The organism is Paraburkholderia elongata (assembly GCF_013177735.1).
GTDB classification, from domain to species: domain Bacteria; phylum Pseudomonadota; class Gammaproteobacteria; order Burkholderiales; family Burkholderiaceae; genus Paraburkholderia; species Paraburkholderia elongata.
The window spans coordinates 50,958-76,490 of record NZ_WOEZ01000032.1 but is presented as its reverse complement, the minus strand read 5'-3'; the positions used below and the strand labels follow the sequence as shown (position 1 = coordinate 76,490).

The window sequence follows — 25,533 nt, the reverse complement described above, 5'->3', positions numbered from 1 at the left end:
AATACGGCACGATCAGGCCTCGCCGCGCATGCCGGTCCGTGTTCATCGCGCCGGGGACGAAACCAGCTACGAAGGCCTATCCCTTAGCTAGGCCCACGGTCTGCCAAACGTTTGCGCCGTTGTGGCTATTGGTCTGACGATTTGTCGGGTTAAAGATTTGCGTTTTGCATGTCGTTATCCAGTCAAATAAGTCAGGACCATCGCACATACCTGCGCCTCATGAAGGCGCGGGATGCACGAGGTAATAGCTCTTCGGGGGAATGAATCTTGAATCACCAACGATCGCCATGGTCGCGCGCCGCGGCTCCGGGCGAAGTCATCTATTCGGAAGGCTTCGCAGGCGACGCCGTCATCTACGTGATCGCAGACGGCAAAGTCGAAATCTCCACCCAATGCGACGACAAAAAAGTCATCCTCGCCACCCTGGGAAAGGGCGAGTTTTTTGGCGAGGCGTCCCTGTTGCCGGCCGAGCCGCGAGCGCACACCGCGAAAGCCATCAGCTTCTGTCAATTGACCGTGATCGCGGCCAGCGTCGTGGAGGAAGAACTCGAACGCGTATCGCCGCTGCTGCGTCATATCGTGCGCACCATGATTCGACGCGTGAAGAAGAAGGACGATGTCCTCGCTACCAATACGCATGCTGATTTTCTGCCCGGTATTCTCTCCTACGCGCATGTTCTGTCGCTGATGGCAGGCACCGAGAACGCAGACCGGGTGGACGGACGCGCGCGCCGCGCTCAAGGGGAGGAGTTCTCGGTGCCTCTGCCTGAAGTCATCAAGAAGTGTCATGCGATTGCCGGTCATTCCCGTCCGCATGTGATGGCGATGCTCAAGCGCATGGAAAAACTAAACCTCGTGACGCTCGAACCGGGCCGCTCCGATCGCGTGAGCACCCAGTCGGCGCGATACTCGGCGCAAGACGGCGCAGCCGGCCGGCAGCTCGTGACCTTCGATCCCGTGCGGATCACGGAACGGGCTCAGCAGGTGGCGGACCACGATCTCGACGTGTCGATCAACAGCGAACTGGAATTGATCGAGCTGGCCGACCTGGAAGCCCTGATCGGCGTCGAAAAGAATCTGATTCTCAACAAGCTCTCGCACGCGGAAATTGCAGAAGACATCTTCGCGTTTCGCAAGACCCGGGTATTGAACTACGTCGAAGAAAAGGGCATCACGTATTTTTCCCGGCGCAGTCCTCGTGGCACAAGCGAGCTCAAGTCTCTGGCCGATCTGGAGTTTGTCGATCAGCGGACCTTGTTCGACGCCGTGAGCGCTTTCGACACCTATGACCTCGCGAAATTGCTCTCCGCGGTGACGGGCGAGCCGATCTCCGATCGTTTGTTCTCGGTGATGACCGAGGCGCGAAAGAAGGAGGTGTCGTGGGTCATGCGTCGTGAAATCAAGATCGATCCGCTCGAGATTGCCGAGATAGAGGAGCGCTTCATCGAGACTGTACGCGCGATCAAATCGTCGGCCGTCACGGCGGCGCCGCTTTCCAATGTGAATGCCTGACGCCTGGCGATCGGATCACAGGCCGCTTTCAGGTCCGGTCCGATGACTAGCGCAGCCGTTCGAGAGGATGTATGGATCTTTTGACGCTATTTGGCGCCCTGTTTGGCGTGACGGCCATCGTGGCCGGATTTTCGCTCGAGGGTGGTCACTTCACCTCACTGTTTCAGTTGGAGGCGTTCGTCATCGTATTGGGCGGCACGTTCGGCGCGGTGATGATCCAGAACACGTGGGCCAGGTTCTATGACGGCATGAAGCAACTGCGGCTCGCCTTCGTGAAAGCTCGGCAGGTCGACCGGGAAAGCTTGTCGATCCTGCTCGGATGGGGCGATCAGGCGAAGCTGAACGGCATGCTCGCGTTCGAGTCGATCGAGGCGGGCGGCATCAATCCGTTTGCCAAACGAGGCCTGGAGCTTCTGGCCAACGGGGTGTCGACTGCCGTGCTCGAAGACGCCTTGCAACGAGAATTGGATGCCTATGAGCGCAATCACATGGCGGCCGCGCGGATATGGCAGCAGGCGGGTGGCTATGCGCCGACGTTCGGCATTCTGGGGGCGGTGCTAGGTCTGATTCAGGTCACCGGCCATATGCTCGAGCCGGCGCAACTCGGGCAAGGTATCGCCGTCGCGTTTGTCGCAACACTGTACGGTCTCGCGTTGGCGAATCTGGTCTTTCTGCCGTTGTACGGAAAGATCAGGGCGCAGGTGGATAGCGAATTGCGCTTCAGACGTTTATACCTCGATGGTTTGCTCGCGATTTCGCGCAAGGAGTCGCCCCACACGATCGAAACCCGGCTGGCGGGCGACATACGGGAAAGGTCGGCTGAGTTGCTGGGATAACTGGCTTCGAAGCCGGTCTTGAAGCCGGCGTCGACCGGTTGGCGATAGCGCGCGAGGCGCCCATTCAAACGCAATTCGGAAGCAGACGTTTCGAGCATGAATACCTACTCGGGTAACAAGCGCCTTGCGGCGGACAAAACCGGCTATCAGCACGATGATGACGGCGACGGTAACGCTGAGGCGCAGTCCGGGCGCTGGCTGATCTCCTATGCGGACCTCATCACCACCATGATGGTGTTGTTCCTCGCGCTTTACGTGCTGCAGTTGGCGAAAAACCGCGAACTCGAAGTCAAGGCGCTCGTGCATCGCGAGGTGAAAACAGAGACGGCCGCCGGCAGCACGCCCACTCCGGTCGCCGTGCCGGGTGCGGCGGGTGTGTCCGGCGCGCCCGATGCAGCAAGACGGCAGCTTCTTTCGTTGCTGGCGCCGCTTCAGGACAACCGGCAGATTACGATTTCGAACGCCTCACAGGGCGTGGAAATCGCCATCAACGCGAAAGTGCTCTTCAACTCGGGCGACGCGCATTTGTTGCCGGAATCTTTCGGCGTGCTGAATCAGATCGCAGGGGTGCTGCGCGACCGTTCGAAAAATAACATCCTCGTTGAGGGACACACCGACAGTGTGCCGATATCGACCGCGAAGTACGAATCCAACTGGGAGCTGTCGTCGGCACGGGCCGGTGCCGTGGTTCGATTCTTTGCCGACAAAGGGATTGAGCCTCACAGAATGGCCGCGATCGGCAGGGCGGACAATTTCCCGCTGATCATCGGCGACGATGCGGCGGCGCGCGCCGCGAATCGCCGTGTCACCGTTCTTGTGGAATATTGAGTGACAAGGCAGGTGAGCGCGTAGCGAAGCCCCCATGTTGATCGCTACGTGTTTATGCTGAGAACCTGCGCGCCAAACGATACTTGCGCGCCGCAGAACAGGCTGCGAAGATCCCATTCAGGGCGTGTTCTAGGCAAGGCTCGCGTTGCGCACCGCTTTGCCGCCCAGCAGACAGACGATCAGGGTGGCCACGACGAGCACGCATAGCGCAACGCGCAAGCCGAGCCAGCCCGCGCCGAGTCCGATCAACGGCGGGCCGACCAGGAAGCCGGCATAGCCCGCCGTGGCCGCCATCGAGACGCCGATAGCCGGTGTGACGGTCGAGCGGCCCGCCGCACTGAAAATGACCGGAACGATATTCGCGAGGCCGACACCCACCATGGCGAAACCCGCGCATGCCGTGAATACGGTCGGCAGGCTCAACACCAGCGCGAGCCCGGCCATCGCCAGAAGACCGCCGATGCCGATTACCTTGCTCGAACCGAAGCGGCGCACGGAGACGTCGCCGACGAAGCGGCAAGCCGCCATCGAGAATGCAAACGCGGAGTAACCGACCGCGGCGACGCTGGCCTCTTCGTTCAAGGCCGAGCGCAAATACACCGCGCTCCAGTCGGCCACTGCGCCTTCCACCAGCATGCAAAGGAACGCGAGCAGCGCGAGTTTCATCACTGCGGCATTGGGCCACGCAAATCCACTGGAGGTCGCGGCCACCCGGGGCCCGAGATCGCGCAACGCGAGCACCGCGGCGGCGAGAATGAGGACGGCTATGAACCCGTCCGGCAGGAAGAGACCGCCGATCACGCCGACTCCGCCTTTCTGAAGCATGGCGCCCGTTGCGGCGCCGAGCAGGCCGCCCGCACTCCACGACGCGTGAAACGACGACATGATCGGCGACTTCCATTGCGTTTCGATCGTGCTGGCGTGGCCGTTCATCGAGACGTCGAGCGCGCCGTTCGCCGCACCGAGCGCGAGGAGCACGATACAAAGCGTCGCCAGGTTCGGCGCGAAGGCGGGTAACGGCAGCGCCACGACAAACGCCGCGCCGAGCAGCGCGGTGGCCCGGCCGCTGCCGAAGCGCGGTGCCAATTGCCCGGCCAGCGGCATCGCTATGATGGCGCCCAGCGCGAAGGCGAACAACGCGATGCCCAACGACGTGTCGCTGAGTGACAGGCTTTCCTTGATGCGCGGCACTTCGACTGCCCAAGCGCCGATCCCGAATCCGTTGGCGAGGAACACGCCGAGGGTGGCCGCACGCTCCTTGAGCGGCTTCATGAGCGGTGTACTGACAGGTTGAGCGAGTGCCTTCATGAGCGCGCCACCATCACGTTGTCGCAGACCGCTTCGAGCAGGGCACGCCGCTCGGCCGTTACATCCGCTTCAACGAACAGATAATCCACGGCGCGCGCCGGTGCAACGGAAAACGGCGCAGCGGTCATCAGCTTTTCCGATGTCAAGGCGATGGCGACCTGGCTGCTTGCTTTTACCATCGCCCGTTTGAGTTCGGCGTCTTCGGCCTCGAACGCGGCGACCCCTTCGTCGGGATCGAACGCGCACGCGCCCAGAAAGCAAAGGTCGGGCTTGATTTGCTGGATCTGCAGCAAGGCCGTGGCACCGGTCGAGCCGGCCGCGTTCTGAGCGATACGCCCGCCGATGAGGATGATGTCGAACCCCGGCCGGTTCAGGAGGCGTGCGCAGGCCTCTGGCGAGTTCGTCACGACGGTTAGATTTGCGTTGTCCGGGAGCGCCGCGGCGATGGCGACGTTGGTCGACCCGGTGTCCAGCAAAATCATCTGCTTCGGCCGGACGATCGACGCAGCCGCGACGGCGAGACAGGCCTTGCGGTCCACGGCTTCACGCATACGGACCGATGCGCTTTTGCCAGAAGGCGAGATCAGCAGGGCGCCGCCATAGACGCGTTTGCAATGACCCTGATCGGCCAGTTGGCGCAAATGGCGGCGGACCGTGTGTTCGGACGTCTGGAGTTCAGCCGCGAGTTCGGATGCCAATACGCGGCCCTGCGCCCGCAGTCGTTCCAGAATCAGCCGTTCCCGTTCCTCGGGCAGAAGCCCGTCCATTGCGTCCTGTCGCGTTCGTTGCATGACTTCACCTTGCTCGATTACAAAACGATCATAATCGAGCGCAATGTATCATAAGCGAGCAAGTAGTGCAACGGCGGCACGCGGCGTGACCGTTAGCGCATCAAAGTAGGCCGTAGCCGATTCGGTCCGACCGACTGTGCCGATGACCTCTCGATCGATTGGTCGCCGGTGTTGCTGGCCTTGAAATAACCGCCCGATGGCAGATCGCCCGGCAAGGCGCGGATCCAGCAATCCGATACGCTCGCGGTTGCCGCGGCGCCCGCGAACGCCTGAACGGATGAACCGCGCAGCAAGGCGGCGAGTAGAAGTTTGCGGCGTGTCTTCATGATGTGCTCCTTGGTTTTGTCAGCGGAAATGAAGCTTAAGCAGGTATGAAGCGTTAAGCAGGTTGCCGCGTGGCGCGGCCAAAAATCGTGCGGTCGGCGAGCCACACCGCGAGCAGCGTGGCGCCCATCAATGGGAAGACGATGCCGAGCAGAACGAGCCCGGTTTTCCAGCCACGCATCGGCGGCGCGGCGCGTTCGCGCGAGGGGGCGCCGAGCGAGCGCTGCGGGCGGCGCTTCCACCACATCACGCAGCCGGTCACGGCCATCCCCGCTAGTCCAAGTGAAATCGCGGCGCAGAGAATCTGATTGGCGACGCCGAAATAGCGGCCCATATGCAACGACATGCCGTACGACACGGCCTTCGACACCGCGCCGTAGTCGCCGTAACGGATGTCTTTCAGCACCGCGCCGCTGTATTGGTCGATATACAGCGTGCGTTCGTCTTTCGGGTCTGCAGGGAAGTACGAGATGGTGTAGGCGCCCGTAGCGGAGGTGGGCAGCACGATGTCGTAACCGCTCGAGACACCGAGCGATGCGACGAGAGCGACGATGCGTCCAAGCGGCAGCGCTTGTGCCGTATGCGCATCGGCGGATTGCGGCACTGGGGTGTTGCCGACGGCCCATGGCGTGAGCGGCAACGGCAGGTCGTCCATCACCATGCCGGGCATCGAATCCATGTTCGCTCCGTGGGCGCTATGCTCGTCGCGTTCATGAGTTGATGCGTGGGCTCCGTGGGCCGATTGCGTTTCGGCGCGTGTATCCGCAGTGCCCGCATGCTCACCGGCGCGCATGCCCGGCATCGAGGAGCGCAACGGCAGGCCGCCCCACGATCCCGGCGGCGCGCCAAGATTGGCGGCGGTTGCGAGCGCCTTGAACTGCTTACCCCATGAACCCGACCACGGCAGACCGCTCAGCACGAATGCGAGCGCGCCGAGCGCGAGCCAGATGCCCATCACGGCGTGAAGGTTCTTCCAAAGCGCGCGACCTTGTAGCGAGAAGCGTGGCACCAGCGCCGCGCGTGCGGTGGTTTTCTCGCGCGGCCACCAGAGTGCAATGCCGGTGCCGATCATCACCAGCGTCCAGCACGCCGCCAGTTCCATCAGCAACTCGCCTGGTTTGCCGAGCAGCAGCTTGCGATGAAGCATGCGGTCCACCTGCATAAAGCGGCGCTCGACGCTCAGCGTGCCCAATACTTCGCCGCTGTACGGGTTCAAATAGACACTCTGCTTTTCGCCGTCGGCGAGACGAAAGATGAACTCGGTGCTGCGCTCCGGTGCGCTCGCGATGGGAGCAGTCACTGCGCGCGCATTGGCCGGCATCGCCGCGCGAGCTTTGGCAAGCAATGCATCTTCAGTCAACCTGAGCGTGGCTTGCGGTTCGACGATCAGGCGATGCGGGTAAAGCAGCGGCTCGATTTGCGGCTGGAAGCAATAAAGCGTGCCGGTGATCGCAAGCACCACCAGAAACGGCATCACAAAGAGGCCCGCGTAAAAGTGCCAGCGCCAGAGCGTGCGGTAGCCGGCGCTCGCTGCGCTCGTTGCCGATGTCGTGCGTTGAGCGGTGGTGGTCGACATTCAATCCTCCTGAAGCAAATAGTGAGTCGATCGGTTTGCGCAGCGATGCATGCACTGGTTTGCAACTCGCGAGTGCATCGAGGGCATCGAGCACATCGACTACAACACGAGCGCAAACCGCGCATGCAGATCGCGTGTTCACATGCGCAGCTTCGCTTCGACGTAGAACGTACGGCCCGGATACGGGTGATAGACGAAATAGCGCGCGTCGAACAGGTTGTCGACGCCGATGCCGATTTCACTCTGTTTGGTCGGCTTGAACGTGAACTTCGCGTCCGCCACCGTGTACGAACTGGTGCCGCCGAATACATCGGGATTCGTATCGGTGTTGGTGAGCGTGTTGTATTCGCGGCCGGAGTAGCGTGCGGCGAGCGTGAGCGCCGCGCGTTCGTCGATGTGATACGTCGCGGCGAGATTGGCGCGCCACAGCGGAATCCGATAGAAGTACTTGCCGACTGTTGCCGGATTCTGCGCATTCGCGATGATCTTCGACTGCGTGTACGCCACGCTCGCCAGCAGATCGAGACCGCGTACGAATACATCCTGTCCGGAGTAGCTCGTTTCGACGCCACGCGAGCGCACCTTGCCGATGTTCTGGAAGTTCGTCACGTTCGGAATCACCGTCGTATCGGTCTGGCTGAAGATCGTGTTCTTCACATCGTCCTGAAACAGCGAGAAGCGGAACACGCCATTCCAGTGCGCCCATTCGGCGGTCAGCTCTCTCGAGAGATCGTCTTCGGGCTTCAGGTTCGGATTGTTGTTGATGATCGACGAGCCGTTGATTTGCCCCTGGAACATCTCACCCACAGTCGGAAACCGATAGGCGCGGCCGATGGAAGCGCGCAAGGTCAGATCGTCGGTGACATCGAACGACAACGAGGCTTTCGGCGAAAAATGATGCTGGTTCGCGTCGCTGTACGCGAACGCTTTGCCTGGCAGTGTCTGCGAGCCGTCATAGGCTTGCCAGTCTTCGTACCGTACGCCGTAGACCAATTTCCAGCGCGGCAGAAAGTGCCATGCATCCTGCGCGTACAGCGCCTGAGTCTGCGTCTTGCCGGCGAACGCATTGGCAAACGACGTGGCCGCGCCGTCGCGCCAGTTCAGCGTGTTGTAACTCTGGTTGTCGAGGAAGTAGTTGTCGTAGTGATAGCCGAAGCTCAGCGCGTGACTCGTCAACCCTGCTTGCGGCGTGACGGGTGTGTAAGTGGTGCGCAGATCGAGCGTTTTCCAGCCGGTGCCGTCGCCAAAGATCACCGTGCCGGGACCGTTGCCCGGCGCACCCGAATTCGCGGTCCGCGCCACGCTGTTGCCGACGTCGTAGTACGAAGCGATCGCTTCGCCGTTCCAGCCGGTGGCGTTGCGGGTTTTCAGCGTGAGCCCATATAGCCAGTTCTCGCTGCGGCCGAGACTCGGGGCGAGGGCGGCAGCTGGAATCGTGTATTCGTAGCCGCCGATCGCAACCTTGCCGCTGTATACGGGGTTGCCGTTCGCGTCGCGCAGGAAACTCGACGTCTCGCTGTTATAGGTCTGATGCCAGTAGCCGAGCGTGAAGGCGGCCTGCAGTGTCGGCGTGAAGTCGTACTGCATCTTCAGCTTGAACTGGTCCTGCACCGTGTGTTCGATCCCTTCGCCGTTCACGCCGAGCACTGCGGTCGGCGTATTAGTCTGGTTGTTGTAGAAGTACGCGCCGGTAACCGGCGTGTCCCCGGCTTTCGCGGGCGTGCTGGACTTGGCGAGCGTGGCGAATTGCAGCGGCTGGCTCGTGTTCTCCAGGTGATTCACGCCCAATCGATACGAGAACTTCCCGATCCGGTCGCCGATCGACGCGCTCGCCTCGCTGCCGTTGAAATTCTGATTCACACCGAACAGGCTGAAATGCTGGGTGAAGGCTTTGACGTTCGCGTCGGCTTCGAACTTCTTCGGCATGCGGGTACTGATGAGCACCGTGGCGCCCAGCGAATTGCCCGGATAGAGCGCGGAAAACGGCCCGTAGATCACGTCGACCTGCTGGATCTCGTCGGGAAACACCATCGACCAGCGTGGCGGAAACGAATAACTGTTGCCGAGCAGATTGCTGAGCAGCAGGCCGTCCGCGTAGACGAGGCCGCGTGCGCTCTGCGTGTTGCTGGTGCCGCGTACGGCGATGATCGAATTCAGATCGCCGATAAAGCGCTTGCGCACGGCAAGGTTCGGCATGTACTTCAAGACGTCTTCGGTGTTGACGACGTTCCAGTTGTCGAACTGTTCGCGAGTCACGGTCTCGACCGAGGCCGGCAGGTTAGGGTCGACGGCGCGCGGGCTGGCGACGGCATTGGCGGTGATGCTGACAGCGGGGAGTGTGGCGTCGGCGGGCGCGTTCTCCGCGTGAGCTGGAGATGCGATAAATGCCGGCACGAACGCGAGAATTAACGCTGGAAAACACGCTGGGAAATACGCCGAAAAATACGACAGCGGCCGCCGGCCGGATGGAATGCGCCGAGCGCCGCGGCGGGCGCAAAAGGGCAGCCTTCGCAGAGCGAAGTTGAGCATGAATGTTTCCTTGATGCATTGAACAGGCGATCGCGCGCCCCCTCAACGGGTGCGACGAGATGCGCGATCAGGAACAACAGCGATCAGGAAACAGCGGGTGGGTCGCGTGGGCGTCCGGACGGGAACGCGCCGAGCGGCGTGAAGCGGGTGGAGAGGGCGGGCGGCGCGGTGCCGGCCAGCACGAGGGCGGCAGGCGGTTCGACGACCGCCACGCTCGGCATGGCGACGTGATGTTGGAGCAGATGGCAGTAGCCGCATGCGCCGAACGCGTCGTCGTGGCTGAGATGGACCGGCGCGGGGCTGGCTTGCGTGGACTGGCTCGCGAGGCTCTGGTTGCTCGGCTGTAGCGCTGAACAAAGCGCCGCGAAGGGCTCGTGCGCGCGGTTCGATACCAGCATCTGACTCACGACCGGCGCGAACACGACGAGCCACATGGCGATCAGGCCAAGCCATGCGGTCATGCAGTTGCGGGAGCGTAGAGTCATGATGGTCAACGTAAAGACGCGGGCGATTCTAGCACTGCCGCGCGGTCTTTTCTCGTGTGATTCTGCTTATCGCGTTGGATATAGCGCTGGATTAGAAGCCCGAAACCCGCTCATTTCCGCGCGTTACCGCCTGGCCGTTTCCCGTAAGCTGCGTAGACCATGTTCCGCTTTTCAGGCCGGCGCTTCGGCATTCTCGTGCAATGCGCAAATACGTGAAACGCCGGACAGGGCGCGAAATGCACGATTGACCCGGCCTGAACGCCGCCGACCCCAGCTACGACGACTCATGATATCCACGCAGACGCGCGCATCTTCGCTCGCATCCTCGATAACCGACCTCAATCAGCAGGCGGCGTTGCTTTGCTCGGCTGGGCAATTCGCCGAGGCTTTATCGATGGTGAAGCCGATCCTCGGGCCGCGCGCGGGCCTAACGGAAGACGCGCGGGCCGACGCATTGAATATTGCGGGGGCCTGCTCGTATGGCTTAGGCCGTCTATTGGACGCGGAAAACCATTGGCGCCAATGTCTGCGCGCAAAACCCGGGTACGCCGAGGTGTACAGCAGTCTCGGCATGCTGCTCAAATCGCTCGGGCGCCTGTCGGCGGCCAAGGCGGTCTATCGGCAACTGGTCGCGCTGCGCCCCGGCCAGGCCGACGCGCACAACAATCTCGGCACCGTGCTCTACGGGATGGGATACAAGGACGAGGCGGAGGCGTCGTATCGTCAGGCGGTCGCGATCCACCCCGATTACGCCGAGGCGCACTACAACCGGGCCATCGTGCTGCACGAACTGCGCCGCCTGCATGAGGCGGAAGTGGCCTATCGTCAGGCGCTGACAGGGCTGCCTCAGCATGCTGAGGCGCACAACAACCTGGGCAACGTGCTCATGGAACTCGGCCGTGTTGGCGAGGCGGACACCGCGTACCGGCAGGCGCTGACCATCAAGCCCCAGTATCCCGAGGCGCTCAATAATCTCGGGGGCGTGCTGAAGGCGGCGTACCGCCTGCCCGAGGCCGAACTGGCTTGCCGGCTCGCGCTGGCCATTCGCCCGGATTACGCCGAGGCACACCTCAACCTCGGTGCGGTGCTGGCGGATCTCAAGCGCCTACCCGAGGCCGAAGCGGCCTACCGGGAGGCCATCGCGCATCGCCCGGACTATGCGGAGGCGCACTACAACCTCGGCCTTGCGCTGTCCAACCTGGAGCGGCTGCCCGAGGCCGAAACGGCGTATCGGGAGGCGATTCGCTGCCGGCCCGACATCGTCCACGCGCACAACAATCTTGGTTGTGTGCTTCGTCTGCTCGACCGTTTGCCCGAAGCCCTCGAGGCCTTCGCCCAAGCGCCCGCGCTTCGTCCCGATCTGGCCGAGACTCACTACAACCTTGGGACCGCGCTAGCGCAGCTCAAGCGGCTGCCTGAGGCCGAAGCCGCTTACCTTCGGGCGCTCGCGCTCCGCCCCGATTACGGTGATGCGAGGTTCGGTCTGGCCGTGCTGGTGCTCGGCATGGGCCGGTTCGAAGAGGGCTGGCGGCTGTACGAGTGCCGCTACGACCAGCCGGGTTTCGTGCATCACAAGACGCGCGCCATGTTGAGTTGTCCGCAGTGGCAAGGCGACACGCTCTCCGGCAAATCCTTGCTGGTTTGGCAGGAAGACGGGCTCGGCGATATGGTCCAATTCAGCCGCTATTTCGCCTTGCTCAAGGCGCAAGGGGCCGCGCATATCGCCTTTGCGTGCGCGCCTGCCTTGCACCGGTTGATGGCTTCGGTGGACGGCGTCGACGCCGTGCTCGATCACGACACGGCACTGGCCCGCGTGGCCGCATCCACGTACGACTGCTGGACGAGTCTGTTGAGCGCGCCGCTGCACTTGCGTACGACCGTGGACACGATTCCGCGCGCGGTTCGTCTCGCGGCCGAGCCGTCGCTCGTCGAAAAGTGGCGGCCGATGCTCGAGACGATGCCGCCTGGCCGCAAAGTCGGGCTGGTCTGGAAAGGCAATGCGAAACACCATAACGATGCGAACCGATCGATCCCCACGCTGGCCACGCTCGCGCCGCTGTGGAGCGTGCCCGGCCTGAGCTTTGTGAGCCTGCAAAAAGGCCAGGGCGAGGATGAGGCGCAAAACCCGCCCGACGGTCAGCCGCTGTTCGATCTCGGTTCGGCAGTGAACGATTTCGCGGACAGTGCCGCGATCATCGAGCAACTCGATCTGGTGATTTGCGTGGATACGTCCACAGCGCATCTGGCCGCGTCGTTGGGCAAACCGTGCTGGGTGATGCTGCCGGAAAAAGACATCGACTGGCGCTGGATGCACGAGCGCAGCGATTCGCCGTGGTATCCGCACACGCTGCGCCTGTTCCGCCGGGCGGTGGGCGAAGGCTGGTCCGTGACTGTCGAGAGAGTGAGGCAGGCTTGTGTGGAGCGATTTTCCGCCGGGAATGCCTCTGGACTCCTCACTTGACCCGTTGCCCACGCTTGCGGCCCGCTTGCCCTGAAGTGTGAAACTGGCTCTCGATCGTCTCGATCGCCTGCCCGAGGAACTGCAAGAACATGCTCATCGCGACGGTCGTGGTCAGATCCGAGCGTTGATAAAGACAACTGAACGACTTCGCGCCGGCATCGGCGAGCGCGGTCCACGCGAGCTTGCGCTGCGTCACGTCCTCCGCCACGTTCTCCGCAATCAGGAAGCTGATACCAACACCGTCCGCAACGAGCCGGCGCGCCATCGAAACCGAACTCGTTTCCACCAGCGGACGTGCCTTGCGCTGCTCCCGGTGGTCGATCTGATCCACCATGGCCCGCAACTCCGTATCCGGTGTCATGAGGATGAGCGGATAGTCGAGACAGTCGCGCAGCCGGGGCCGCTTGCCGAGCTTCGTCAGCGGATGCCCAGGCGGCGTGACGAGCCCAAGGTGCTGCGTGAAGGCGCGCACTTCCACGACGCCCGGCGGCGGCTTGCGGCGCAGGCCATAGCCGATGTCGGCTTCACCGGTCTCCACCCACTTGAGGATGCTCTCGCCGTTGCCTGAGCGCACGCTGTAAGTCACGCCCGGATAACTTTTCATGGCCGCCTGAATGGCTTCGGGCACCAACTGCTCGGCTGACGATGGCGACACCGCCAGGTTGATATGCCCGCGGCGCAGCGAGCGCAAGTCTTCCACCTGAGTCATCGCGTTATCGAAATCGCGCTGACCGCGCCGCACCGCAGCAATGATGATCTCGCCAGCCGTGGTGAGTTGCATGCCGCGCGGCAAACGGTCGAACAGCGGTGAGCCGACCTGATCTTCCAGGTTGAGGATTTGCTGATGCACCGCGGCTGCGGTCAGGTGCAGCGATTCGGCCGCTTTGCGGATCGAACCACGTCTGACTACTTCGTCGAAACAGCGGAATGTCTGCGATATTGGACGCATAAATCAACCGTATAGTTTTTCCATACGTGCCGTAAAGAATAATCAGGTTTTATTGACGGGTCGGATAGCCTAGATTTCACTTCATCATCTTAACGGAGCGAACCGTGACCACGACAGTCGATCAAATTACCCAACGGCGCCGCGGCGTCGGCCTCATCGCTCACGACCCCAAGGCTTCAGCCGGCGGGTATACGCTGATTGCGCCACAAACGGCGGGCGGTCACGTGTATCTCATCGATATCGACGGCACGGTCGTTCATGAATGGAAGATGCCGGTGCGGGCCGGCCGCCACGCAGTGATTCTTCCCAACGGCAACCTCGGCTACAACGGCAACCATCCAAAATCGGAAAACCGCTACGCGCCGTGGTCGATGTGGCATGGCGGCGATTTCTCCGAAGTCACGCCTGAAGGCGAGGTGGTCTGGCATTACGAAGATCCGGCGCATCATCATGACGCGCAGTGGCTCGCCAACGGCAATCTGCTTTACGCCGCGTGCGCACCAGTGCCAGCGGGGTTTGCCGAGCGCGTGCCGGGCGGCACGGCGCACGGTCCCAACGAAGTCATGTACGCCGATGTGATCCGCGAAGTGAATCGCGCCGGCGAGCTGGTGTGGGAATGGAAGGCGTGGGAGCACCTCAAGCCCGAGGACTTTCCGATCGCGTCCGGCTTCGGCCGGTATCACTGGCCGCTCGTGAACGGGCTCGGCGTGAATGCGAAGGGCGAGGTGCTGATGAGCCTGCGGACCACGTCGGGCATCATCGCCGTCGAGCGCAAGACCGGCGGTGTCACGATGCACATTCCGCCGAGCGTGGTGTCGCACCAGCACGCACCCGTGGCGCTCGCCAACGGCAACATTCTTACGTTCGACAACGGCAATTTCCGCAGCGGCGCGCACGTGGCTTTCTCGCGCGTGCTCGAGATCGATCCATCGAACAACGAAGTAGTGTGGTCGTACGCCGACGACATGGTGAATGCGTTCTACAGCGCCTTCATGGGCAACGCGCAGCGGCTCGCGAATGGCAACACGCACATCACCGAGTCGGCGACGGGCCGCCTCTTCGAAGTGACGCCCGCGGGTGAGGTGGTGTGGGAATACGTAATCCCCTGGTTCGGCGAGTACTCGGACGAAGCGGCACGCAAAACCGGCCCCGGCCAGTTGAACAGTGTCTTCCAGACCTTCCGCTGCAGCCGCGAGCAATTGCCGTGGCTGCGCGCCTGAACGCCGCGATTTCGATCCCTCGGGGGTAACGTGAATCCAGACCCAGCCTCACATAGCGTCGATGCGCGCTTGCCCGCGTGGCAACTCGTGCTGTTCGGCTTGCAGCATGTCCTGTCGATGGCGGCTTCGCCCGTCACCGCGGTTTTTCTGGTGTCGAGGATGTTGTCGCTCTCATCGGGCATGACCGTGCAACTGATCGGTGCGACCTTCTTTGCCTGCGGCGCCGGCACACTGCTGCAATCGCTCGGGGCGGGATCGGTCGGTTCACGGTTGCCCTTCGTGATGGTGCCGGGCGGCGCGCCTGCCATGCTGTTCGCCGTCATCGCCACGCAGACGGATCTGCGCACTGCCGCGGGCGCGGCGATTCTCACCAGCCTGTTCTACTGGCTCGTATTGCCGGTATTTGCGCGCTGCCTGCGGTTCTTCCCGCGCGTGGTGGTGGGAACGATGCTGCTGCTCGTCTCGGTGAGTCTCATCAAGATCTACGCCGGCATCATCGTCGGCCAGCAGGGAACGCCTGGTTTCGCGCGGCCGCAGTCGCTTGGCCTCGCGCTGCTCACGATCGTGGGCACGCTGGCCGTGGCGCGTCTGTTCAAGGGCACGGTGGGGCGGCTTGCCGTGCTGATCGGCCTCGCGATCGGCACGTGTGCAGGCTGGGCAATCGGGCTGATGCCCGCGGGCGGCATGTGGAGCGGTCCGCTCTTCACCCTGCCGACGCTGCTACCGTTCGGCATGCCGCGCTTCGACGTGCTCGCCGCGCTGCCGATGCTGATCTTCAGCGTCATCTCGATGGCCGAGGCGACGGGTCAGACGGTTGCCGTCGGCGAGATCACCGGCAAGAAGATCGACATGCGCCGTGACGTGCCGAGGACCATTCGCGGCGATGCAGTGGCGTCGCTGCTCGGCTCGCTGCTGGGCACCTCGCTCATCATCACGAGCGCGGAGAACATCGGCGTCGTGCAGACCACCGGTGTGCGCTCGCGCTACGTGACCGCGACGGCTGGTGCGATGCTGATGGTCATCGCGCTGTTTGCGCCGCTCGGACGCTTCGCTTACGCAATTCCCGCGCCGGTGGTAGGCGGCACGGCGCTGATCGTGTTCGCGATGATCGGTGTGATGGGCGTCAACCTGCTCGGCAAGGTCGACCTGCATGCACGCGGCAATCAGTACACGCTCGCGGCGGCGCTCGTTGTGGGCTTGCTGCCGATTCTGGTCCCCAACGTGTATGCATTGTTCCCCGGCTATTCGCAGATCGTATTGGGCAACGGCATGGCGGCGGGGACGCTCACCGCAATTGTCGTCAATCTGGTTTTCGGTGCATGGCGCGTGAGGCCCGCGGAGAAGATCCAGGCAATCTGATCCCGAGCTTTAACGTTTAACGCACGCCCTCGCAGTCCTCCCTCGAACGCTTCAACCCTCTCTCCATGAAAACCAATATCGCTTTCCGCGCGACGGTCGTCGCGTGCCTGGCTGCGCTCGTCGTTTCTACTACGGCCAACGCCCAGAGCAGTGTCACGCTGTATGGAAGTCTCGACGCGGGACTTGGTTACGTGAGCAACCTGCACGGCGCCCATGCATATATCGCCGAGCAGGGCACGTTCCAGGCCGACCGCTTCGGCTTCCAGGGCGTCGAAGATATCGGCGCGGGACGCTCGGTGGTATTCAGGCTCGAAAGCGGTTTCGTCACGACGACCGGCGCGTCCGCCAGCAGCAGTACCTTCTTCAATCGTCAGGCCTATGTGGGACTGTCCGATCCGATGTTCGGCACCGTGACGCTCGGCCGTCAGACCGACTGGAATTTCGATTGGCTCGGCTCGGTGTCGACCGGTCAACTGCTTGGCGATTTCTCCGCGTTTCACCCCGGCAATCTCGATGGCCTCGGGAGTACCTTGCCAGTGCAGTTGTCGAGCACGGTGAAATGGAAAAGCGCGAATTACAGTGGATTGAGTTTCGGCGCGCTCTACGGATTTCCCGGCGCGTCGGCAAGCAACACCAATGGGCGGACTATCAGTTTCGGCGCTAACTATACAAATGGGCCGCTCAAGCTGGTGGCGGTGTATTCCGAATACCGCGACCGTTTGCTGCCGCTTTCCAATGGACTCGGCCTGGCGTCGTTCGAAGGACAGACACTCGCGCCCGGCTCAACCTTCAACGCGAAACAGGTACGCGACATGGGGATCGGCGGATCGTATCGTTTTGAACGCGTGACGCTGCATGCGCTCGCAACGGATGTGCGAATCCAGTCGGACGGCGGCAGCGAGCACTTTCGCACGATCGACGGCGGCGTCAACGTCCGCTTGACGCCCGCGGAGGAAATCGCGGCGGGGGCGTGGAGCGCGACACTCGCCGGGCGTCGCTGGACGCAATTCACCGTGGCGAACGTGTATTCGCTATCGAAAGCGACGCAAGTCTACGCGGATCTGATGTTCGAGACCGCGGGTGGCGGGGCGGTGGCGAATACGCTTGGGATCGGGGCGGCGTCAGGTGGAAGGCAGACCGTGTTTCTGAGCGGGATACATCACCTGTTCTGATTTGAGCGTGTGGCGGCGTGATTGCATTCCCGTCGTGCCGCTCACGCGCTGCCACTACGCTTCAGTCGACGTGTTCGCGCACATCGCTGAGCCACGGGCCGCTTAAGGCGTGTGGCCGGACCCGTGCTGAGTCGACCCATACCGATAAACAGATTAGATGGCATTGCACGCTCCTTTAGGTGCTTCCAGACCACCTTCGAATCCTACAATAGTGCCCATCACATAGTGAATACGGGCAGGTTGGAAATGGCAGACAAGGCGATGTTGGTGGTGAGCGCGCATAGCGCCGATTTCGTGTGGCGGGCAGGCGGCGCGATCGCTCTGCACAAGAAAAACGGATACCGCGCGAAGGTCGTGTGCCTTTCGTTCGGTGAGCGCGGGGAGTCGGCCAAACTCTGGCGCAAGGGCGAAATGACGATCGAGAAGGTCAAGGCGGCGCGCAGGGAGGAAGCCGAGCGGGCCGCGGACATCCTCGGTGCGGAAGTCGAGTTCTTCGACCTTGGCGATTACCCATTGCGCGTCTCGGACGAGGCCCTGATGCGCCTCGTCGATGTGTACCGTGAACTGCAACCGGCGTTCGTACTGAGCCATTCGCAGAAAGACCCGTACAACTTTGATCATCCGCTCGCCATGCATGTGGCGCAGGAAGCGCGGATCATCGCGCAGGCCGAAGGTCAAAATCCCGGGCAGAAGGTGGTTGGTGCGCCGCCTGTCTACGCGTTCGAGCCGCATCAAACCGAACAATGCGAATGGATACCCAATACGTTCCTCGATATCACCGAGGTCTGGGAAACCAAGCGTCGCGCGATCGAGTGCATGGCGGGCCAGGAGCACTTGTGGGACTACTACACGCGGGTCGCCCTGCAGCGCGGCGTGCAGGCCAAGCGCAATATCGGCATCACAGCCACGCGCGATATCCAATACGCGGAAGGCTATCAGCGCATCACGCCTACGGTGACAGGAGATCTGTCATGAAGCGGGGCGTCGTGGTGACGACTATCCGCCGCGCCGATCCGCACGATGTGGCCGTGCTGCAGCACGCGGGCGCCGCCACCGTTCACGAGGCACAGAGCCGTCTCGGCCTGCTCGCGTCGTATATGCGACCGATCTACTCAGGACCGGCTATCGCGGGTTCTGCAGTGACGGTGCTGGTGCCGCCGTCGGACAACTGGATGCTGCATGTCGCCGTCGAGCAATGCCGCGAGGGGGATGTTCTCGTCGTGGCGCCGACTTCGCCCTGCGAGGACGGCTATTTCGGCGACCTGCTCGCCACCTCGCTAGCGGCACGCGGTGTGCGCGGACTGATCATTGACGCGGGTTGCCGGGATGTAGCCTCGCTCAGGGAAATGAAATTCCCGGTCTGGTCGAAGGCCGTGTCCGCGCAAGGGACGGTCAAGGAAACGCTCGGCTCGGTGAACATTCCGGTGGTATGCGCCCAGCAGATCGTGAATCCCGGCGATGTCGTTGTCGCGGATGACGACGGCGTGGTCATCGTTCCGCTCGATACCGTGGCGAGCGTTGCGCAGGCGTCGCAAGCGCGCATGGCGAAAGAAGAGAAGACGCGTTCGGTGCTGGCCGGCGGCACACTGGGCCTCGACTACTACGCGATGCGCGAGAAGCTCGCGCAAAAGGGCCTGCGCTATGTCGCCTCGGCCGAGGACCTTTGACGGAGAGGCGAGCCATGTCCAGTCGCGCACAAACGCGTATACCGTGCATGATGATGCGCGGCGGCACGTCGAAAGGCGCGTATTTTATGGCGTCGGATTTGCCTGCCGATCCTGCTGCGCGGGACCGCGTTCTGCTTGCCGTGATGGGCTCGCCCGATCCGCGTCAGATCGACGGTATCGGCGGCGCGGATCCGTTGACGAGCAAGGTGGCGATCATCTCGCGCTCCATGCGCGACGATGCCGACGTCGACTATCTGTTTGCGCAAGTCGTTGTGAACGAAGCCCGCGTCGATTTTGGGCAGAATTGCGGCAACATTCTCGCGGGCGTCGGGCCGTTTGCGATCGAACGCGGTCTCGTGGACGCGCAGGAAGGCAGCACCCGGGTCGCGATTCACATGGTCAACACCGGGCAGATCGCGGTGGCGACGGTGAGCACGCCGGGACGCCAGGTCACTTACGAAGGCGATGCCCGCATCGACGGCGTGCCGGGCCTGGCCGCGCCGATTCCGCTGGAATTCAGGGACACCGCCGGTTCCACCTGCGGCGCGCTGCTGCCAACGGGGCATCTCAAGGATGCGGTCGACGATATCGAGGTGACGTGCATCGACAACGGCATGCCGCTCGTGCTGATGCGAGCGCGCGATCTCGGGCGCACCGGCTACGAAACGCGCGAGCAACTCGACGCGGATGAGGAGTTGAAAGCGCGCATCGAAAAGGTCCGGCTCGCAGTGGGGCCGATGATGAATCTCGGCGACGTGAGCGCGCGCACGGTCCCGAAGATGTGTCTGGTGGCGGAGCCTCGCCATGGCGGCACGATCAGTACGCGCAGCTTCATTCCGCATCGCTGCCATGCGTCGATCGGCGTACTCGGTGCGGTGAGCGTGGCCACAGCCGCGGTACTGCCTGGCACGGTCTGCGACGGCCTGGCCGATGTGGACGCCGAAGGCACGCGAAAACGTGTGTCGGTCGAACACCCGACAGGCGAGTTCACGGTCGAACTCGCTCTCGGCGGCAACCCCGACCAGCGCGAAGTGCTGAGCGCCGCGCTGTTGCGCACTGCGCGGTGGTTATTTGACGGCGCGGTTGGCATTCCTTCGGCAGTGTGGCACGCACGCATATAAGCGGACCTTGCGCGAATCGCCTTCGTTGGCTTCAGCGTGGCTGGCGGGATTGCTGGTTGCGGAGTTCGATCCGATAAATTGGCCTGAAGCCTTTGCGCTGTTCGAAATGCCGGCTATTGTGCAAACTTATACGCGCTGTAATAAATAGTTCGCAATGTTGGGGTATGGCGGTTGCTGGGATAAAACGCCGGGCTATAAATATAATATTCAAATACAAACAAGCCAATGAAATCAAAGTGAATGGATATCGTTAATTAAGCGGTCTATTCAAACATGGGTGCGTCGCCGGATCAACGCGTCAGCCATGCCAGGCATGGCATCCACGGGGTCGGCGAGGGCGCAGTGGGGGGGCGGCGCGCGGCCATGCGATGCAAAAATATTCATCAGACAAAACGAAATTCAACAGACGAAACGGCTGCTTTAATAAAACGCATCCCGCATATTGCAATTGAATATTTAACAGTTATGATGGCGTCTCCGTGACGTGATTTCTCGAACGATTGCGTTGCGGAGACGGCAGAAATATTTGCCGGGCATTCATGCTGGAGGGGTAATTAATGCTTCCCGTGCAGATAGACTAAATCGAGGAGACGCTATGCTGAGTCCCCATGAATTCGCTACCTTAATGCTCATCAAAAACGCGCCGGATCAGATTGAACTGGGCCGCGCGGAGCTCGACGCCCTGCTCGAGCGGCAACTCATATCACTGGAAAACCTCGCGTCCGGACGCTCACGTCCTCAGGTCACAAGCGAAGGCGATTCCATTCTCAAGGCGGTTGCCCGGATGCGCTAGGCATCTGCGGCATCCAGTTCGATTTATCTATCATCGCGATCCGCCGCAACACACCCGTCCGATCGGGGTTTCGCGCGCCGGACCGAATTATGAGGAATTCAACCATGACTCTATTGAGTCCCGAGCAGGTTGCTGCCGCGCAGGCCAACGTCGACGCGTTCTTTGGGGTGGCCGGAAAGGTCTTTGAAGGCGTCGAAAAACTGGTCGCTCTGAACCTGCAGGCCGTCAGGGCCACGCTGGCCGAGGTGCAGGAGAACATGACCAAGGTGTCCGGCACGACGGAGCCGCCGCAATGGTTCGCGCAGCAAGCAGGGTTCACCGGACCCTTCGCGGAAAAATCGCTGTCATACAGCCGGCAAGTGTTCGATATCGCATCGACCACTCAAGCTGAAGTCGCGCAACTCGCACAGACGCACTACGATCGGTATAACGATCGCGTGCAGACACTCGTCGAGGAAGCGGCGAAGCATGGTCCCGCAGGTTCTGAAGCCGCGATCGCTGCGTGGAAATCCGCGATTGCCGCCACCACGACCCTGTACGAAACGTTGCAGAAAACGGGGCAACAGGCGGTGCAGGTTGCCGGGAGTAATTTTGATGCAGTCACAGCCACAGCGTCAAAGGCTCTGCAAAGCAACTCCGGGCAGGCACCCGTAGCCGCGGGCGCGAAGCGATAGAACTGACGCGGGCAGCAATGCCCGCGGTGAGGTTCTTGTAATATATAAAGGATTCCTTATGGATAAGGAATCAAAGCTTCCAGTATTCAATTCATGGACTGAAGGCAGTGTTGCTCCAGATGAGCATAACGCCGGCTTTTATGAGGACGATTCGATGGCAAAGCAGATCGCGGTGGTGACGGGTGGAACGGGCGGACTTGGCGAAGCGATCAGCATCAAGCTGCATGACGCCGGGTATGCGGTCGTGGTCACCTGTTCTCCGGGCAACACCGGTGCGAACGAGTGGCACGCCCGGATGGAAGCGCAGGGACGGCAATTCCTCGCCTACACGGTCGACGTCGCCGACTACGACTCGTGTGAAAGATGCGCGGCGCAAATCAGAACTGAGGTCGGACCGGTCGACATTCTGATCAACAACGCCGGCATCACGCGCGACGCCAGCTTCAAAAAGCTCGACAAGGTCAATTGGGACGCGGCAATCCGGACCAACCTCGATTCGGTGTTCAACATGACGAAGCCGGTGTGCGACAGCATGGTCGAACGTGGCTGGGGTCGCATCATCAATGTCTCGTCGATCATCGGCTCCAAGGGCGGGTTCGGCCAGACCAACTATGCGGCGGCCAAGGCCGGCATGCATGGCTTCACGAAATCGCTGGCGCTTGAGGTGGCGAAGAAAGGTGTCACCGTCAACACGATCTCGCCCGGCTTTATCGCGACGAAGATGGTGATGGCGGTGCCCGAGGACATCCGCGAGACGAAGATCATTCCGCAGATTCCGGTTGGCCGGCTCGGACAACCCGATGAAATCGCCGCACTCGTGCTGTACCTGTGCTCGCACGAGGCGGGTTTCGTGACCGGAGCCAACATTGCCATCAACGGGGGGCAACACCTGCAGTGAAGCCGGTCGTTCTGCAATGGAGGGTACGATGAGTGAAACAGTGGGAATCGTGGTGGGTTCGTTCGTGCTGGCGATGGCGCCCGTGTTAGTCGCCGCTCATTATTACCGGGAGCAGATGCGTCGAAAGCGGCTTAGGCAGTTGGATCACCGTCACTACTGGCCGCACTGGAACAACGCCCGGCATTGAGCTTCGGCGCTCGCCAGGCTGTTGTTACGGTACCTGGGGGCTGCTGCGTTCCAAGGCGCAGTAGCCGCCCTCGGATTCTGCTGGATCTCTCAACCAGCAGAATTCTCCAAGCCAAGGCTTCACCGCCTTGGCTTTTTTTATGTGCGCCCGACATGGGCCCACTATTGTAATGAAAGTGTAATAATTCATACTCAGATCTTGCATGACGGCGTGCTCGCCTCTCATGGAAATCCCGTATGGAACCTGAGTCTCCGTGTAAGCCGAGGGAAGGATTCGGTCCCCTAGAATCGCCCCATCGATGCAGACGGCCGGCATTCCGCCGCGCCAGACAAAAACGGAGACTATCGATGACCCCTAGCTTTCGCACGCTGCGCCATATCGCCGTTGCTTCCGGCCTGCTGTTCAGCCTTGCGTCGCAGCACGCCAGCGCCGCCGACGGCGGAAAGATCACGATCATGGTCGGCGGTATCACGAAGCTGATCTATTTGCCGGCGCGCCTGACCGAACAGCTCGGCTATTTCAAAGATGAAGGGCTCGATGTCGAACTTCTGTCGCAGCCGGCCGGCGTTGACGCTGAAAACGAACTGCTGGCCGGCGCCGTTCAGGCTGTGGTCGGTTTCTACGACCATACGATAGATCTGCAGACCAAGGGCAAGGACGTCAAGGCGATCGTCGTGTTCGGGCAAGTGCCGGGCGAGGTCGAAATGGTATCGACCAAAGCGGCCGAAACGCTCAAATCGATGGCGGACGTGAAGGGCAAGACGCTTGGTGTGACTGGCCTCGGTTCGTCAACAAGCTTCCTTACGCAATACCTTGCCGGACAGCACGGCATCCAGTCCACGGAATACACGATGCTGCCGGTGGGCGCTGACGCCAGCTTTATCGCGGCGATCAAACAAGGCCGCATCGACGCCGGCATGACGACCGAACCGACCGTCTCGGCACTGCAGAAGTCCGGCGACGCGAAGGTGCTCGTCGACATGCGCTCGGTCGAAGGCACGAAGGCGGCGTTGGGCGGCACCTATCCGGCGTCGAGCCTCTACGTCCAGGCGGCATGGGTCGATTCTCACAAGGCTGAAGCAGCCAAGCTTGCGCACGCGTTCGTTCGCACGATGCAATTCATCAACACGCATAGCGCCGAAGAAATTGCAGCCAAGATGCCTGACGACTATCAGAAAGACAAGCCGCTTTACGTGAGCGCGCTGAAAGCGTCGCTGCCGATGTTTACGAAGGACGGCAAGATGCCTGCTGACGGTCCGGAGACCGTGCTGAAGGTGCTGTCGGCGTTCAACCCGTCGGTCAAAGGCAAGCATATCGAGCTGGCTAAAACCTACACCAACGAGTTCACCGGTTCGAAATAAGCCGGCGCCTGGCCGTAGCTGCCGCCTGTTTGTTGAAGCGTGATTTCGTTGCGCTGCCGGTGCCACCTTCGCGGTGCCGGCCATTAGCGTCTCGCGATTGAAGAAAAGGGATGAAGCTACTGCTCGTGGAAGACAACGCGTAGCTAACGCCGGTTTCGTGATGCATTTTCGTGATGTATATCAGTACATGCACTTAGTTGTACAAATAATACGGGAAAGGTGCGTGAAGGATTGAGGTAACTAGGATTGCGGTCATCGCTTGATGGGGCGGTTGTCCGGATCTTAAGGCGGCAGTCACAGCAGACGGCGAAAACGAAAATTTTTAGGTAGTAATCTGAGGAGACGATCTTGAAGAAAAAGTATCTGGCTTTGGCCGTTACGGCAGGCGCTTTCGCCGCAACCGGTGCGCACGCACAGTCGAGCGTCCAGCTTTACGGCCTGATGGACCTGAGCTTTCCCACCTATCGGACGCACGCGGATGCGAACGGCAATCATGTCATTGGTATGGGGAACGACGGCGAACCGTGGTTCAGCGGCAGCCGCTGGGGCCTGAAGGGCGCGGAAGACATCGGTGGTGGAACGAAGATCATTTTCCGCCTTGAGAGCGAATTTGTTGTAGCCAACGGCCAGATGGAAGATCCGGGCCAGATCTTCGACCGTGACGCGTGGGTGGGCGTCGAGAACGACACGTTCGGCAAGATCACGGCAGGTTTCCAGAACACGATCGCGCGCGACGCATCGACGATCTATGGCGACCCGTACGGCTCCGCGCGCTTGACGACGGAAGAAGGCGGCTGGACCAATTCGAATAACTTCAAGCAGATGATTTTCTACGCGGCCAGCGCGACCGGCACACGTTATAACAACGGCGTGGCATGGAAGAAGCTGTTCAGCAATGGCATTTTCGCCAGCGCAGGCTACGCATTCGGCAACTCGACGAGTTTCGGCTCCAACTCCAACTACCAGGCAGCGCTCGGATACAACGGCGGACCGTTCAACGTGTCGGGCTTCTATAGTCACGTGAACCGCGTTGGCTTTACAAACCAGTCGTTCTCAGTGGGCGGCAACTATACGTTCGGTATCCTGCGTGCCAACGCGGGTTACTTCCGCTACCTGGGCAATCAGGGCGCGCTCGGCCAGCGTCAGGACAACGCGTGGACGGTATCGCTCAAACTGTCGCCGAAGGGCGCGCTCGACTACGAACTCGGCTATCAGCAGATGCGTGTGCACAACGCCGCGTACAACAGCGACGGCGATATTCCGAACGCGAACATCGGCGCGTTCGATCCGACCTCGGGCCTGCACAACGGCTTCAAGGAAACCTTGTACGGGTCGGTCTTCTATCACCTGTCCAAGCGCACCGAAGTGTATCTCGCCGGCGACTACATGAAGTTGCATGGCGGCTACACCGTCGGAACCACTTTCGGCGCAACCAACCAGCTTGAACTGACCACGGGCGTGCGCACTCGCTTCTGATCCGGG

At 61.6% G+C, this 25,533-nt stretch carries 23 protein-coding genes; 16 read left to right on the top strand and 7 right to left on the bottom strand.

What is annotated here, in order from left to right:
* The first annotated feature begins 267 nt into the window (after nucleotides 1–267).
* From GNZ13_RS05700 to GNZ13_RS05690, 3 genes are all read left to right on the top strand, one after another.
* Nucleotides 268–1,512 carry a Crp/Fnr family transcriptional regulator gene (locus tag GNZ13_RS05700; protein WP_172161292.1) on the top strand — a complete coding sequence of 415 codons (1,245 nt, stop codon included), beginning with the start codon at nucleotides 268–270 and terminating at the stop codon, nucleotides 1,510–1,512.
* A gap of 71 nt (nucleotides 1,513–1,583) precedes the next feature.
* Nucleotides 1,584–2,348 carry a flagellar motor protein gene (locus tag GNZ13_RS05695; RefSeq protein WP_172161290.1) on the top strand — a complete coding sequence of 255 codons (765 nt, stop codon included), beginning with the start codon at nucleotides 1,584–1,586 and terminating at the stop codon, nucleotides 2,346–2,348.
* 96 nt (nucleotides 2,349–2,444) lie between these two features.
* Nucleotides 2,445–3,176: an OmpA family protein gene (locus GNZ13_RS05690; protein ID WP_172161288.1), complete on the top strand. Its 732-nt coding sequence runs from the start codon at nucleotides 2,445–2,447 to the stop codon at nucleotides 3,174–3,176.
* A 129-nt stretch (nucleotides 3,177–3,305) separates the two neighbouring features.
* Here the strand turns inward: GNZ13_RS05690 and GNZ13_RS05685 are convergent, their stop codons facing one another.
* The 6 genes from GNZ13_RS05685 to GNZ13_RS05660 form a co-directional block, all read right to left on the bottom strand.
* Complete coding sequence (locus tag GNZ13_RS05685) at nucleotides 3,306–4,484, bottom strand: MFS transporter (protein ID WP_172161286.1); 1,179 nt, start codon at nucleotides 4,482–4,484, stop codon at nucleotides 3,306–3,308.
* Nucleotides 4,481–5,251 (bottom strand): DeoR/GlpR family DNA-binding transcription regulator, encoded by a 771-nt coding sequence (locus GNZ13_RS05680; protein ID WP_236001822.1) that lies wholly within the window; start codon nucleotides 5,249–5,251, stop codon nucleotides 4,481–4,483. Before GNZ13_RS05680 ends, GNZ13_RS05685 begins: the two co-directional genes overlap by 4 nt.
* Nucleotides 5,252–5,367: 116 nt before the next feature.
* A complete protein-coding gene (locus GNZ13_RS05675) occupies nucleotides 5,368–5,601 on the bottom strand; it encodes a copper chaperone PCu(A)C (protein WP_172161282.1) in 234 nt (77 codons plus the stop codon).
* A gap of 53 nt (nucleotides 5,602–5,654) precedes the next feature.
* A complete protein-coding gene (locus tag GNZ13_RS05670; protein WP_172161280.1) occupies nucleotides 5,655–7,175 on the bottom strand; it encodes a PepSY-associated TM helix domain-containing protein in 1,521 nt (506 codons plus the stop codon).
* A 138-nt stretch (nucleotides 7,176–7,313) separates the two neighbouring features.
* Nucleotides 7,314–9,704, bottom strand: coding sequence for a TonB-dependent receptor (locus GNZ13_RS05665; RefSeq protein ID WP_172161278.1), 2,391 nt, complete (start codon nucleotides 9,702–9,704; stop codon nucleotides 7,314–7,316).
* An 83-nt stretch (nucleotides 9,705–9,787) separates the two neighbouring features.
* On the bottom strand, nucleotides 9,788–10,189 hold the full coding sequence (locus tag GNZ13_RS05660; protein ID WP_172161277.1) for a DUF2946 domain-containing protein: 402 nt from the start codon (nucleotides 10,187–10,189) through the stop codon (nucleotides 9,788–9,790).
* Nucleotides 10,190–10,475: 286 nt separating this feature from the next.
* On the opposite strand from GNZ13_RS05660, the gene GNZ13_RS05655 reads away from it, so the two are divergent.
* Nucleotides 10,476–12,650 (top strand): tetratricopeptide repeat protein, encoded by a 2,175-nt coding sequence (locus tag GNZ13_RS05655; protein WP_172161425.1) that lies wholly within the window; start codon nucleotides 10,476–10,478, stop codon nucleotides 12,648–12,650.
* Here the strand turns inward: GNZ13_RS05655 and GNZ13_RS05650 are convergent.
* Nucleotides 12,643–13,599 carry a LysR family transcriptional regulator gene (locus tag GNZ13_RS05650; protein WP_172161276.1) on the bottom strand — a complete coding sequence of 319 codons (957 nt, stop codon included), beginning with the start codon at nucleotides 13,597–13,599 and terminating at the stop codon, nucleotides 12,643–12,645. The two genes, GNZ13_RS05655 and GNZ13_RS05650, sit on opposite strands and share 8 nt — an antisense overlap.
* A 104-nt stretch (nucleotides 13,600–13,703) precedes the next feature.
* On the opposite strand from GNZ13_RS05650, the gene GNZ13_RS05645 reads away from it, so the two are divergent.
* From GNZ13_RS05645 to GNZ13_RS05590, 12 genes are all read left to right on the top strand, one after another.
* Nucleotides 13,704–14,819, top strand: coding sequence for an aryl-sulfate sulfotransferase (locus GNZ13_RS05645; RefSeq protein ID WP_172161275.1), 1,116 nt, complete (start codon nucleotides 13,704–13,706; stop codon nucleotides 14,817–14,819).
* 30 nt (nucleotides 14,820–14,849) lie between these two features.
* Nucleotides 14,850–16,178 (top strand): uracil-xanthine permease family protein, encoded by a 1,329-nt coding sequence (locus GNZ13_RS05640; protein ID WP_172161274.1) that lies wholly within the window; start codon nucleotides 14,850–14,852, stop codon nucleotides 16,176–16,178.
* Between the two features lie 65 nt (nucleotides 16,179–16,243).
* Entirely contained in the window at nucleotides 16,244–17,350 is a 1,107-nt protein-coding gene (locus GNZ13_RS05635; RefSeq protein WP_172161273.1) for a porin, read from the top strand.
* A gap of 246 nt (nucleotides 17,351–17,596) precedes the next feature.
* Nucleotides 17,597–18,325: a PIG-L deacetylase family protein gene (locus GNZ13_RS05630; protein WP_172161272.1), complete on the top strand. Its 729-nt coding sequence runs from the start codon at nucleotides 17,597–17,599 to the stop codon at nucleotides 18,323–18,325.
* Nucleotides 18,322–19,017, top strand: coding sequence for a 4-carboxy-4-hydroxy-2-oxoadipate aldolase/oxaloacetate decarboxylase (locus tag GNZ13_RS05625; protein WP_172161271.1), 696 nt, complete (start codon nucleotides 18,322–18,324; stop codon nucleotides 19,015–19,017). Before GNZ13_RS05630 ends, GNZ13_RS05625 begins: the two co-directional genes overlap by 4 nt.
* A 14-nt stretch (nucleotides 19,018–19,031) precedes the next feature.
* Complete coding sequence (locus GNZ13_RS05620) at nucleotides 19,032–20,138, top strand: 4-oxalomesaconate tautomerase (RefSeq protein ID WP_172161270.1); 1,107 nt, start codon at nucleotides 19,032–19,034, stop codon at nucleotides 20,136–20,138.
* A 595-nt stretch (nucleotides 20,139–20,733) separates the two neighbouring features.
* The gene (locus tag GNZ13_RS05615; RefSeq protein WP_172161268.1) at nucleotides 20,734–20,931 is read left to right on the top strand and encodes a hypothetical protein; all 198 of its coding nucleotides are present in this window, start codon (nucleotides 20,734–20,736) and stop codon (nucleotides 20,929–20,931) included.
* A 104-nt stretch (nucleotides 20,932–21,035) separates the two neighbouring features.
* The gene (locus tag GNZ13_RS05610; RefSeq protein ID WP_172161266.1) at nucleotides 21,036–21,605 is read left to right on the top strand and encodes a phasin family protein; all 570 of its coding nucleotides are present in this window, start codon (nucleotides 21,036–21,038) and stop codon (nucleotides 21,603–21,605) included.
* A 154-nt stretch (nucleotides 21,606–21,759) separates the two neighbouring features.
* On the top strand, nucleotides 21,760–22,503 hold the full coding sequence (gene phbB / locus GNZ13_RS05605; RefSeq protein WP_172161423.1) for an acetoacetyl-CoA reductase: 744 nt from the start codon (nucleotides 21,760–21,762) through the stop codon (nucleotides 22,501–22,503).
* Between the two features lie 28 nt (nucleotides 22,504–22,531).
* Entirely contained in the window at nucleotides 22,532–22,690 is a 159-nt protein-coding gene (locus GNZ13_RS05600; RefSeq protein WP_172161264.1) for a hypothetical protein, read from the top strand.
* Between the two features lie 347 nt (nucleotides 22,691–23,037).
* Nucleotides 23,038–24,051, top strand: coding sequence for an ABC transporter substrate-binding protein (locus GNZ13_RS05595; RefSeq protein ID WP_172161262.1), 1,014 nt, complete (start codon nucleotides 23,038–23,040; stop codon nucleotides 24,049–24,051).
* Between the two features lie 348 nt (nucleotides 24,052–24,399).
* On the top strand, nucleotides 24,400–25,527 hold the full coding sequence (locus tag GNZ13_RS05590; protein WP_172161260.1) for a porin: 1,128 nt from the start codon (nucleotides 24,400–24,402) through the stop codon (nucleotides 25,525–25,527).
* The last annotated feature ends 6 nt before the right edge of the window (nucleotides 25,528–25,533 follow it).